The organism is Bacillus sp. FSL R9-9834 (assembly GCF_038006905.1).
Lineage (GTDB): Bacteria > Bacillota > Bacilli > Bacillales > Bacillaceae_G > Bacillus_A > Bacillus_A pacificus.
Genome location: NZ_JBBOWD010000001.1, coordinates 4,623,343 through 4,635,936, shown reverse-complemented (window position 1 = coordinate 4,635,936; position 12,594 = coordinate 4,623,343). Strand labels below are relative to the sequence as shown.

Here is a 12,594-nt window from a genome sequence, read left to right as displayed (position 1 = left end):
TTGATATATTTTGAGTTGTGTTCGATATAATTTCATGTACCTAGATGTGATGCCAAATTTCTTCTGCATTAAGAAAAAGTTAAGAAACTGTACGAGTTTTTATTAAGAAATGCGCTCTATACTTAGAAATGTCATAAATAAAAACATAATGAAAGGCGGAATATAGATGAAAAGATTCATTTTTGGAGCAATGATTGTTATTGTAGCAGGAGCGGCATATTTATTAAATGGGAGTGCTGCAATTGATCGAATGAATCCGTTTATTGATTTAGAGAATCATTACGCAATTATTGATAATGATGGAAAAGAATTAGGCGGAAATAAAGGCCGTGAGTATACAGTGAAAGCCTATGATGAGAAAGGCGAGTCAAAAGAAGTTACGATTAGTGAGGTTGATGAGTTACCGAAAGGTTCGTATTGGCACGTAATTACAAGAGGGAAGTTTTTACATGATAAAGTGCAAGTAACGATAGATAAAATTCCTGATGGTGCGAAGGTAAAGTTAGGATTGTAAGTATAAACCCGATTCTTGATGAGAGAATCGGGTTTGTTATTTTATAGTAAAATAGAGAGGGGAGGAGTGGGAGTGATGCTACTCATTGTTAGTCTTATATTAATTGGGATTATGTGTAGTATGAGGATAGTATCTTTACATATGATAGAACGCCAAAAAATAGAAGAACGATATGTATATTGTCCAAAATGTGATACGAAAATTAGAAAAGGGAATTCTGCTCCTTTTTGTTCGAAATGTAATTTAATATTTTAACTATATTAAATCCAAAATCATAAGAATTGATTTTGGATTTTTCTTTTTAAGAAAATATTAAGAAACCCCATTACTATTTGTTAAGAAAATGTATTTATACTGAATTCTGTTGCTTAAAGAGAACATCACGACTTATAACAGGAGGTACAGATAGATGAAAATAATGTTAGAAGCGAAAGGGATTTCGAAAATATATGATACAGGCGGAAATACGTTTGAAGCGTTGAAAGATATTCATCTGCAGGTGAAAGAAGGAGAGTTTGTCGGGATTATGGGACCGTCTGGTTCTGGTAAGACGACGCTTTTGAATGTCCTTTCTACTATTGATACGGCTTCAAAGGGTGAGATTTTAATTGACGGAAAAGATATTGTGAAGATGAATGATGATGAATTGGCACTATTTCGCCGTAATCATTTAGGATTCATTTTTCAAGATTATAACTTATTAGATACGTTAACAGTGCGAGAAAATATTGCTCTGCCGCTCGCTTTATCAAAGGTGAAGGCGAAAGAAGTAGAATCTCGCGTTGAGACGATTGCGAAAAATTTTGGAATAGATCATATTTTAAATCAGTATCCGTATGAAGTGTCAGGTGGACAAAAACAACGCTGCGCAGCATCAAGAGCGCTTGTAACAAATCCAAGTATGATTTTTGGAGATGAGCCAACCGGTGCGCTTGATTCCAAGTCAGCGACAGATTTATTAGAAAGTATGAAGACATTGAATGAAAAAGATTTTGTGACGATTTTAATGGTAACGCACGATGCGTTTGCGGCAAGTTATTGTAAACGAGTTGTATTTATTAAAGATGGAAAGTTATATAAAGAATTACATCGTAAAGGGATGACACGAAAACAGTTCTTCCAGCAAATTATGGATATGATGTCTTCCATATCTGGAGGTGCGACAAATGAGCTTATCTAGCATTGCACTTCGTAATATAAAACGAAATTTTAAGGATTATTTTATATACTTTGCCTCTATGATTTTTAGTATTGTCATTTATTTTACGTTTAAGGCGCTGCAATACAATTCACAAATAAGTAAAGCCGGAGATAACATCGGACGAGGATTCCAACTTGCGAGTGTCATGCTTATTATTTTCGCTGCGATATTTATTATATATTCCAATGGTTTCTTTACACGAAAGCGAAAGAAAGAGATAGGTCTTTATTCTTTACTCGGTATTCGAAAGAAAGAAATAGGTAAAATGCTTTTTTATGAAAATATGTTAATGGGTTTATTATCGTTAGTAATCGGAATTGTAATTGGTAGTTTACTTTCAAAAGGGTTCCTAGAGTTATTTTTAAATATGTTAGAGCTACATGTAAATGTTCATTTTGAAGTGCCAATTGGAGCGGTTATAGATACAGCAGCTATTTTTTGTTTTATTATTTTATACACGTCGTTTAAAGGATACCGCGTTATTTATCAATTTAAGTTAATCGAGCTATTCCGTGCAGATAACGAAGGCGAAGTCATGCCGAAAGGTTCTAAAATAATGGCTATCATTTCTTTATTATTAATTGGATCAGGTTATTTCTTGTCAGTAACGGCTATTAAAAATTCGAACAATGATAACTTTATGCCACTTGCACTTTACATTTTATTAGCAACAGTACTTGGAACGTATTTATTATTTATGTTCTTTACAGTCTTTGTATTAAAAAGAGGGCGAAACAAAAAATCTTCATTCTATAACGGAATGAAAATGGTGACAACATCTCAATTACTATACCGCATTAAAGGAAATGCAAAATCGTTAGCGACAATTGCAGTATTAAGTGCAGTAACGTTAACAGCGGTTGGAACTTCTGTAACAATGTATTACAACACGTATATACAGGCAAAGAAATATAAACCAGTTAGTTATTCATATGAACTGAAAGATACTCATGTGGATCGTAAAGTAAATAAGATTTTAAAAGAAGAAAAGACTGAAGTCATTCATCAATATGAGTTAGAGACGGTAAAAGTAATAGGAGAATATGGTGATGGAACTTCATTACAATCAAGAACAACAGAAATTATCGCACAATCATCATTTAATACAATCGCAAAATATTTAAATGAAGAAACTGTAGATTTAAAGAAGAACGAGTTGTATGCATTTGATGGCATGTACAGTGAAGGTAAGAGAGATAGTGGCGTATATAAAAATCGAAAAGCTACATTCCCAATTGGAGAAGTAGCACCAGTACAAGTGAAAGATGTACAAGCACAAAACATTACAAACTTATATGAACTTCTAGTTGTTGTTCCAGACGAAGTATATGAGCTAGCAAAGAAGACAATTGGCTCTCATACCGTGAAAAATATTGATGTGAAGGACGAAAGAAATAGTAAAGTATTAACAGAGAAATTAAAGAAAGTAATACCGGAAGAAGATGCAGAAGGTAAAGAACAATTTAGTGATTTCTACACTATTTTCCGTGAAGGCATTGAAATATCAGGTTTAATGATGTTTAGTGGTATGTTCTTAGGACTTGTATTTTTACTTGCAACAGGATCTATCATTTACTTCAAACAATTAACAGAAGCATATGCAGATCGTGAGCGTTACATCGTTCTTCGAAAACTCGGTGTCACGAGAAAAGAAATGAAAAAGGCAATTGCAAAACAAATGAGATTTAACTTCTTCATTCCTTTAGTAGTTGGTATATTACACACTTTATTTGCGCTGAAAGGATTAGCGACAGTTATTCCATATGAAATTGCAGTTCCGTTATTAATTAGCATCGGTGTGTATAGTGTTATTTACATTGGTTATTATTACGTAACGATTTGTTCTTATTTTAGGATTGTTAGTAAATAAAAAATGGATTCAAACTAAAAAAAGCGTAAGAGAACATAGTGTAAATGATGTTCTTTTACGCTTTTTTATCATTATTTATGTCCTAAAATATGCTCAATCTCATGCAAACTTAATTTACTTGCCTTAGCAATCGTTTCAAGTGGTATACCAAGATCATACATACTTTTAATCATTTGAATTTTTCCTTGTTGAACCCCTTCTTTTCGCCCTTTTTCTATACCTTGTTCTAAGCCCTTTGCTAAGCCCTTTTCCATACCCCTTTTCATACCTTCTGTCTCTGCATGGGCGAATTTTGCGGCCTCATCCATTAAAACTTTCTCCCTTGCGTCATAGGCTTGTCGGAAAGAGGAATCTTGACTCATACGTTCCCACTTGTTTATTGCTTTTTGTAAAATAGGATCTCGGTTCATAGCAATATCCTCCAATGTTTTAGTTAAGTGTTCATCCTCATTTGCTGAAAGCAATAAAAGCCAACGAACAAATGGATCTTTCCACGGATTTACTTTTTCTTCATTGTATCTAATAATAACTAGAGTATGCAAACAAGCCATTCTTCTATTTTTGAGTAGTATTGTTAGAATGTCACAGGCAAGCATATCTATGTTATACTCTAGCGAAATTGAAAAGTTTATCCGACTTTAATGGGCAGTAAGACCCCCACCTCAAAATGCAGCGGAAGCAAAGAAGTTAGGTGGGGGATGAAGAAAAAAACCACTGAATAAAGTTTCACTTTATTCGTGCCAGTTAGCCCATTTAGTATTTAACATATTTTTTTCTTCTTCTGAAATTATATTGTCTTTATACCAGGGCAGATGTTTACATGTAAAATTATCAGCTACCCTTACGGCATTATAAAAACCGTTACTAATAAATTTTTTATTGTAAACAGCAAAAGTCGTATCAATCCCAGCGTTGAAAACTTTAGGGTTATTGTATTTAGTTATAGGAAAAAGCCAATACTGCATTTCCCATTCTGTTACTGTACATTCCTCGTTTGACATGAGGTCCCAGTTGAAATTAGGCGTAGGTATAATGTCTAAAGCAAGTCCGGCTTTAAAGAGTGAAAGCTCAATTGTTAATTGCTTTAAATACTCTAAAAAGTTATCTGGCATTTTTTCATTAAAAGATAAATCAGGATCAGTTACAGCAAAGAAATCTGGAAGTAAATCGAAAAAATAGGGAATTACAAAAAAACGTGGCCCATAGTTCTCTGCATTCTTTACTAAATTATATTTAGTTGATATTTGCTCATAAAAAGCAAGCAGAGCAGGAGCGGTTGAATTATTATCCCAAATCCATATATCTTCATTTTTTATCTTTTTGTTTTCTAATTGTTTTAACATATTTTTTACATAAGTGACATTATTGAAGGCTATCACTATTATAGGAATGTTGGAATTATATTTTAAGTTTTTTATATTAGAAAGACTTAGTTCGTTCTTACATTCGAACATGATTTATAACACCTCCCAGCAAAAATAAAATACACTGCATTAGAAACAACATTCCAATATATGCGTAAGTAAGAGGAATGGAAGCGGTGTGCGGCCTATATATGATGGAAGTAGGTAAATGCCTCTTTGTTAGGGTAGTGTGAGTATATGAGTAGTTCAATTATTATGAATAAGGTTTATAATACGCATTGGAGAAATTAGATAGAGTTTGATTGTGGCTGAAAAGAATAGGAGAAAGAATAACAGATGAAAAGAAGAAGAAAATCCGGAGAAAAAATACAAATGAATCGCTTTACACTTCCTTTATGCTACGGAAGTGAAGCACCATATTATTATTACGAGGTAGCACCTCATGAAAGAGAGGAACGCTTCCATTTAACATCAGATCTTTGCGTAATGGACGATGAACATTACTTTATTAGGGGATGTTTAGAACTTCCTATCATTGATTACCACGAAAATTTCATATGGACTGTGTGGGTATCACTTAGTAAAGAAAGTTATGATGAAGTATTAGAAAAGTGGGACGAGAGAGGCAGAGAAAATAGTAATCCTTATTTTGGGTGGTTATCTGTAGAAATACCAATTTATCCAGAAACATTAAATTTAAAAACAAATGTACATATAAGAGAAGTTGGAATGGCACCGTATGTTGAATTAGAGCCAACTGAGCATCCTTTAGCGATCGAACAAAGAAATGGAATTACTTTAGAGAGAGTGAAAGAAATAGAGGAAATGATTCAACGATATAACTAAATTAGAAGAGAAAAAAACGAGTGCTAGCACTCGTTTTTTTATTACACAACCGCAGGGTTATAAATCATCGTAAAGTGCCCTTGTAATACTTCAATATGACAAGGTGTATGCAGTGAGCTTTCTCCATCTGTATCTACTTCTTTTTCTTCTTCTGTTTCAATATGAATGGATTTCGCTTTTACGTGGAAGATGTCATTTTCATTTGAGTCTTCAAATAGTTTCTTTCCGATATAATCTTTAAATGCTTGAATGCCTGTTGATTTTACGACGAAAATATCAAGTGTTCCGTCATCACATTTTACGTTCGGAATAAAGGAAGGAATACCGCCAAGATATTCACCGTTTCCAACCATAACAAGGACAGCTTCGTCTTCATATACTTGTCCGTCGTACGTGATTTTAACTGGGAATGTTTCAGCATTTTTAACAGTTCGAATAGTGCTTAAGTAGTAACCAATTTTACCAAGCTTTGCTTTCTCTTCTGCATCGATATTGTTTGATACTTCAGATACGAGTCCAATGCCCCAGAAGTTTAAGAAATATTGTCCGTTTGCTTTTGCAACATCAATTGGTTTTACATGTTCCTGTGTGATAAGTTTTGCTGCTTCTGCAATGTTTTGCGGAATGCCGAGTGTGCGAGAGAAGTCATTGCAAGTTCCCCCTGGAATGATTGCAAGTGTAGGTCTCGTTTCAAGAGGCGCTAAGCCATTTGTGCATTCAAATACAGTGCCGTCACCACCAAAGACGATAATTAAATCTACTTTATTAGCAAACTCTTGGCAATATTTCGTTGCATCACCTTGCTTTTTCGTATGAAGGATATGTAAGTCAGGAAAAGTAGCCGCAAGAGGTGGTACGATTTTCGCCAAATTTGTATGTAAGTCGCCTTGTCCAGCTTTTGGATTTACGATGAGGAGTACTTTTTCAAATTTTGTCTTTGTCATATTTCATCTCTCCCTGTTTTTTGTAATGGAAAGAAAGGAGCTGTCCTCATGTATTTCAGAACAGCTTCTTCCTATTTAATAGGGTGCTAAGATTGTCAGTTATTGTCGGTAAGTCGATATATTTAAAAAATCGCCGATATAATTTGAGTTATGGTCGATATATTTAAAAAATCGCCGATATAATTTGAGTTACGGTCGATATATTTGAAAAATCGCCGATATAAATTTCATGTACTATCGATTTTTTAAGTTATACGATTATTCCGTTACAACTGAAGCGATAAATGGTAAGTTACGATATTTTTCTGCACAGTCGATACCGTAGCCAACGATAAATTCGTCTGGAATTTGGAAGCCAACATATTCAGCTTTTAAGTCTACTTTACGACGCTCAGGTTTATCGAGTAACGTACAGAATTTGAGTGCCTTCGGTTTATGCATAAAGAAGTGATCTTTTAAGAAGTGAAGTGTTAAACCAGAATCGATAATGTCTTCTACAACAATTACATTTTTTCCAGTAATGTTTACATCGATATCTTTTAATAGTTTTACTTTGCCAGTTGTTTCTGTTTGATTTCCGTAGCTAGATGCAGAAATAAAGTCGATTGTCACATCGTTTTTAATGTGACGAATTAAATCAGCAGCGAATACGAAAGATCCTTTTAATACAGCGATGACTACGATTTCTTCTCCTTCAAAATCACGTTCGATTTGAAGTGCTAGTTCTTTTACTTTTTCTTGTAATTGTTCTTCAGAAATTAAAGTGTCTTTTATTTCAATATTCATTGGAGTCCTCCTACAGTGTAAAACTTGCGAACATTTCGACTGTAAAGGATAGAAAGGAAAAAGTCAAAGAAGATATAAGTTTTTTACAAAAATACCCACAAAATAGTCAGATGATATGATATACTGATTATAATAAAGAAAACGCTTCCATAAAGGGTGATTATGATGAAAAAGAAAGAGTATACAAGTGCAACATTTATAAAAGCATTACTTTTAACAATTGTTCTTGGCTTGTTAGCTTACATAATTGATGTACCAGCGATTCGGATTTCACTAATTGGAATGACTTTAGTATTAGGCGCAATTTCTCATGGTATGATGTCGCAGCTACAAGAAGCTGGACTTGATGATATGAAAGATCATATAGATAAGAAATAAGAGACCTTCACATATGCATAGTGAAGGTTTTTTTGTTTCTTACAAAAATGTAAGGTAGTTGTAAGGGAAATCGATAGTTGCATAGTAGTGTTTTGGATAAACTATGGGTGTAAGGTAAAAGGCAAGCATATTTTAGGTAAATTCAGTTTTAGGCACTCTATATGTGAAAAAGGAGTAGGAGGGCATGGAGAAACGTTGGACGACCTTTTCTTTTTTAGCAACTAGCAACACCGTAATGCTAGCTGGCGAAATGGATTTTTTGCACTTGTTTGATCGAGAAGACGATCATTCTTCTTCTAAATTTACAATGAAATGGAATAAATGGAGCGAAAGTTGTAGGTTGGAAGAAGAGGCCCCTAACGAAGAGCAAAAAATTATTTTGACAAACCCTATTAAAGCGTGGGTTGTTCAACGTCGTAAGTGTAACGTCAAAAATCACTTAAAGAAAACTGAGCCGAGACAATTAGTTATCGCTCCGGCCCGTTCTACTTCTAAATTACGCGAAAGTAACATGTAAATAATTGAGACACACACCCGAAAAGAGCATTGATACAGTGCTCTTTTTCTTTTTTGCAAAAAGTCTTTTGTTTGAGGAAAAATTTGTTATGATTATGGAGGAATCTTACATTTTACATTTAGTATGAAAATATGAACGTAATAAAATTTGAAAAGGTGTGTGTATGATGAAAACATATAGTGTAATTGCAGTAGCGAGTTTGTTAGCGACAAATCTATTAACATTTCCTTCTAGCTCTCTAGCTGAAATTGAAAATAAAACGAGAAATAGTATAGAAGCTGTATCGCATATGCAGAGCAATGAGAAAAGTGAATTACAAAAACAATTAGAAGCTGCAAAAGAACGAGAAATGAAATTAGAAAAAAGAGAAGAAATTTTAAAACAGCAGGAAGAATTATTTATTAAAATAGATGATTTAAAACAGAAAAAAGAAGAGTTACTGGAACAAGCTGGTGAACATAACGTACAGATAGAAGAAGTGTATCAGGAATTAAATGAGCTGAAAAAGCAGCAAGAAGAACTTGAAGAGAAGAATCCATTACAGGTAAAGAGCAATGATCAAGAGAAAAAAACGAATGAATTAAAAAGCCAAGAAGAACTTAAAGAAAAGGATGGAGTAGAAGTAAAAGAAAACAATGGCCAAGAAGAAAAAGCTCATGAAGAATTTGAAGAACAAAAAAAGAAGGAAGAGTTAAAGAAGCAACAAGATGAATTGCGAAAACAGCAGGAAGAATTGAAGAAGCAACGACTAGAGCTGGAGCAACGAATAAAGCAAGAACTTGAACGAAAACAGCAGGAAGAACAGGCGAAGCAAGAGCTTGAATTAAAACAGAAAGAAGAACAGGTGAAGCAAGAGCTTGAATTAAAACAGAAAGAAGAACAGAAGAAACAAGAGCTTGAATTAAAACAGAAAGAAGAACAGAAGAAGCAAGAGCTTGAATTAAAGCAAAAAGAAGAACAGGAAAAGGGAGAAAGAGAATTAAAACAAGCTGTAAGTTCGATACAGGCAGCGCCGCAATCATTTCCTGACGTTCCAGGATGGGCACAAGAGTCTGTTTATTATTTAGTTCATAAAAAAGTTATTTCTGGGATGCCAGATGGAACATTTTCACCAAGCAAAGTATTAAGCAGAGCTGAAGCAGCTACAATTATGGCGAAAATTTTAGAATTAGAAGTCAGTGAAGGTGAGAAACCAACTTTTACAGACTCTCAAGATCATTGGGCAACTCCTTATATTGCTGCTGTGGAAAAGGCAGGAGTCATTAAAGGGGAAGGCAACGGGAAATTCAATCCGAATGGTCAAATGACAAGAGCTGCTATGGCAACGATGTTAGTCCAAGCCTATCAATTAGAGAAAAAGGTTCATGAAGAATTACCAACATTATTTCCTGATGTAAAAGATCATTGGGGTGAGAAATTCATTAATATTTTAGTTGGCATGGGTATATCAAGTGGTGTTGATGGAAGACGTTGGCAACCAGATAGATCCATTACACGTGCAGAGGCAGCACAGCTCGTCGCAGTTACAGATAAGTCTAAAGACAATGAGTTGAAGATGAAGAAGGTAAGCATTTCGAAAAAATTCTTTACGTATAACGGACCATCTTTATCATCTGGAATTTCAAAGGAATATGGCCCTAGGGAAGTAACAGTGTATGAAGAGCGAGATGGTGGCTGGATTAGAATTCATACGGATACTGGTTTTAAGTGGGTTTGTTTAGTTGAAAAGAAAGTGAATATGAATAAAAACTTTTTGACGTATAATGAGGCATCCTTATCTTCAGAGATTTCAGGTGAGTATGCTCCGCAAATTGTAACGGTTATTGAAGAAAGAGAAGGAAATTGGATTAAAGTTTATACGGACTTAGGCTATAAGTGGGTCTGTTTAATAGACAAAAAAGTTCAGATTGATAGAGACTTTACTACTTATGATGCTCCTTTCAGATCTGCGAATATACTAGATTATTATGGTCCTCAAGCAGTAACGGTTGTAGAGGAAAGAGGAACTTGGCTTCGTATACGTACATATGCAGGCTATCAATGGTTAGATACGAAAAAAGAAGCGAAGTATTTATCTAAAGTGTTCTTTGCTTATGATAGTCCAAGTTTTGTATCTCGTGTATCAGGAAAGTATGCACCACAGACAGTCGAAGTTTATGGTGAAAGAGAGGGTGGTTGGATTCAAATTCAAACTAGTAATGGGTTAAAGTGGGTTAATGAAGGAAATATTAATCGCAGTCAAGTTATACTGAACGTACCGTCACTGTATCAATTCCCAGAATTGCATAATGGCTGTGAAGTCGTTTCTTTACAAATGCTTGTAGAACATCAAATTGGTCGCTCATTAAATAAAGTAGCATTTGCTTTTGAAATGCCTTTTGATCAAGCAAAATTAAAGAACTATAAAACATCATCACAAATTTGGGGAGATCCAGATGTAGGGTTTGTAGGTGATGTGACGGGAAATACGCCAGGATATTCTATTAATCCAGAACCATTAAAACGTTTGTTAGATAAATATGCGAGAGGAACGAATTTAACTGGAAATGATCTTTCTGTTTTAGAAGACTATGTGAGAAATGGGAAGCCAGTAGTGACGTGGGTAACGGTCGCTTTAAATAATCCAAGAGCGGTTACAACGTGGAAAACACCAGGCGGAAAAATAATTTATGCAAGAATGAATACGCATGCGGTTGTTTTAACAGGTGTGGATGATAATTATGTATACTATAATGATCCGTTCTATGGGACGAAAAATGTAAAAGTGAGTAAGAGCCGGTTTGCAAGTATTTATAATCAAATGGGCAAGAAGGCTTTAAGTGTAGATTAATTTTAAAAGGTTATCCGAAGATGATTTCGGATAACCTTTTTTACAATGAAATCTTTAAATGAAATATATTTCATCTGCATCTTATATTTATATCTCTTGTTTATTCTAGTGATACATCCGATGCGAAGTGATGTAAAACGTATAGAAGGAGAGAAATGAAATGAAAAAGAAACTATTACCAATCTGTGCAATGGCACTTTTAACAGTAGGATATTCTTCAGTAGCAAGCGCGGATACTGGAACAGTAACGAAGGAAGAAGTGGTGCAACAGCAGCAAGATAAGGCTAAAAAAGAAGAAGAGAAAAAACAAGCAGCACAAGCACAAGAAAAAAGTGACATGGCTAAAAAAGAGGAAGCGATAAAGGCTGCACCAAAGAGTGAGGAAGAGAAAAAGAGAATTGCACAAGAACAGTTAAAAAATGATATAGCCAAAAAAGAAGCAGCGCAAGTACAACAAACAAATGCTGCAGCGAAAAAAGAAGTAGCAAAGCCAGCGGTACAAGGTGAAAAATTACCAAATACAGCATCTAATCATGTAGCAATGATGGCACTAAGCGCATGTCTTGTAGGGATAGGGACATTATTTGGTTTGAATCGTCGTAATAAAGTTAAGGCGTAAATAAAATATTGTCCTATAAAGAATGGGATAATTTCATATATTAAAAATGGTAGGTTATTCCTACCATTTTTGGCATGGAGGGATAAAACATGAAGTTACTCAATTATATCGGTATCATATTGATGGCTATAGGACTATGTATGGGATCATATTATGCTATGGAATGGTATAAAGGAAAAAGCTCTGCCGGGCAACTAACGAAAGAAGAAATAAAGAGCCTTAACAACATACAACGTAATCAAATTTCACATGAAACTCTCGTAACTTCTCAAGAGCCTTCTTCTCAAACAGAACATAAAGAAGGGGAAAAGGTCGCACTATTAAATATACCGAAAATAAAGAAGAAGTTTTCTATATATTGGGGAGCAAGTGAGGCAACGTTGAAAAAAGGAGTAGGAATGTTTGTTAGTGATGTAACGACAACGCCATCTGGAGGGGGCCATACTGTACTAAGTGGGCACCGGGATACTGTATTTACAGATTTAGGAGAGTTAAAAGAAAAAGACACCCTTGTTTTAGAGTATGATAATAAAACGTACACATATGAAATTCAAAAGATATGGATTACCGATGCAGATGATCGTACTGTTATTATAAAAAAAGAAGAACCGATACTAACACTGACAACTTGTTACCCATTTAATTATATAGGGGATGCGCCAGATAGATATATTATCGAGGCGAAGTTAACTGCTAGTTATTCAAAGTGAAATTATAGTTTATGA

At 34.5% G+C, this 12,594-nt stretch carries 14 protein-coding genes; 10 read left to right on the top strand and 4 right to left on the bottom strand.

What is annotated here, in order from left to right:
• Positions 1-166: 166 nt before the first annotated feature.
• From MKY00_RS24330 to MKY00_RS24315, 4 genes are all read left to right on the top strand, one after another.
• Positions 167-514: a YxeA family protein gene (locus MKY00_RS24330; RefSeq protein WP_016718761.1), complete on the top strand. Its 348-nt coding sequence runs from the start codon at positions 167-169 to the stop codon at positions 512-514.
• A gap of 75 nt (positions 515-589) precedes the next feature.
• A complete protein-coding gene (locus tag MKY00_RS24325; RefSeq protein ID WP_000924675.1) occupies positions 590-769 on the top strand; it encodes a hypothetical protein in 180 nt (59 codons plus the stop codon).
• Positions 770-923: 154 nt separating this feature from the next.
• Entirely contained in the window at positions 924-1,694 is a 771-nt protein-coding gene (locus MKY00_RS24320; RefSeq protein WP_016718760.1) for an ABC transporter ATP-binding protein, read from the top strand.
• Positions 1,681-3,585 carry an ABC transporter permease gene (locus MKY00_RS24315; protein WP_016718759.1) on the top strand — a complete coding sequence of 635 codons (1,905 nt, stop codon included), beginning with the start codon at positions 1,681-1,683 and terminating at the stop codon, positions 3,583-3,585. The genes MKY00_RS24320 and MKY00_RS24315 overlap by 14 nt, the downstream gene beginning before the upstream one ends.
• Before the next feature lie 71 nt (positions 3,586-3,656).
• Here MKY00_RS24315 and MKY00_RS24310 read toward each other — a convergent pair whose 3' ends face one another.
• Positions 3,657-4,136, bottom strand: coding sequence for an Rpn family recombination-promoting nuclease/putative transposase (locus tag MKY00_RS24310; protein WP_257790258.1), 480 nt, complete (start codon positions 4,134-4,136; stop codon positions 3,657-3,659).
• 180 nt (positions 4,137-4,316) lie between these two features.
• Positions 4,317-5,039 carry a hypothetical protein gene (locus MKY00_RS24305; protein WP_016718757.1) on the bottom strand — a complete coding sequence of 241 codons (723 nt, stop codon included), beginning with the start codon at positions 5,037-5,039 and terminating at the stop codon, positions 4,317-4,319.
• Positions 5,040-5,285: 246 nt separating this feature from the next.
• Between MKY00_RS24305 and MKY00_RS24300 the strand changes: the two genes are divergently transcribed.
• The gene (locus MKY00_RS24300) at positions 5,286-5,795 is read left to right on the top strand and encodes a DUF2199 domain-containing protein (protein ID WP_016718756.1); all 510 of its coding nucleotides are present in this window, start codon (positions 5,286-5,288) and stop codon (positions 5,793-5,795) included.
• 41 nt (positions 5,796-5,836) lie between these two features.
• Here MKY00_RS24300 and MKY00_RS24295 read toward each other — a convergent pair whose 3' ends face one another.
• Together MKY00_RS24295 and hpt are read right to left on the bottom strand one after the other, a co-directional pair.
• Positions 5,837-6,739: a diacylglycerol/lipid kinase family protein gene (locus MKY00_RS24295; protein ID WP_016718755.1), complete on the bottom strand. Its 903-nt coding sequence runs from the start codon at positions 6,737-6,739 to the stop codon at positions 5,837-5,839.
• Positions 6,740-6,997: 258 nt separating this feature from the next.
• Complete coding sequence (gene hpt / locus MKY00_RS24290) at positions 6,998-7,525, bottom strand: hypoxanthine phosphoribosyltransferase (RefSeq protein ID WP_001019304.1); 528 nt, start codon at positions 7,523-7,525, stop codon at positions 6,998-7,000.
• A 162-nt stretch (positions 7,526-7,687) separates the two neighbouring features.
• Here hpt and MKY00_RS24285 point away from each other — a divergent pair, with 162 nt between their 5' ends.
• The 5 genes from MKY00_RS24285 (at position 7,688) to MKY00_RS24265 (ending at position 12,579) form a co-directional block, all read left to right on the top strand.
• On the top strand, positions 7,688-7,903 hold the full coding sequence (locus MKY00_RS24285) for a hypothetical protein (RefSeq protein ID WP_029141217.1): 216 nt from the start codon (positions 7,688-7,690) through the stop codon (positions 7,901-7,903).
• A gap of 184 nt (positions 7,904-8,087) precedes the next feature.
• On the top strand, positions 8,088-8,420 hold the full coding sequence (locus MKY00_RS24280) for a hypothetical protein (protein WP_016718754.1): 333 nt from the start codon (positions 8,088-8,090) through the stop codon (positions 8,418-8,420).
• A 163-nt stretch (positions 8,421-8,583) separates the two neighbouring features.
• The gene (locus tag MKY00_RS24275) at positions 8,584-11,250 is read left to right on the top strand and encodes an S-layer homology domain-containing protein (protein ID WP_029141216.1); all 2,667 of its coding nucleotides are present in this window, start codon (positions 8,584-8,586) and stop codon (positions 11,248-11,250) included.
• A gap of 160 nt (positions 11,251-11,410) precedes the next feature.
• Positions 11,411-11,869 (top strand): LPXTG cell wall anchor domain-containing protein, encoded by a 459-nt coding sequence (locus MKY00_RS24270; RefSeq protein ID WP_016718752.1) that lies wholly within the window; start codon positions 11,411-11,413, stop codon positions 11,867-11,869.
• Between the two features lie 89 nt (positions 11,870-11,958).
• Positions 11,959-12,579, top strand: a complete 621-nt coding sequence (locus tag MKY00_RS24265) for a class D sortase (protein WP_016718751.1) — start codon at positions 11,959-11,961, stop codon at positions 12,577-12,579.
• The last annotated feature ends 15 nt before the right edge of the window (positions 12,580-12,594 follow it).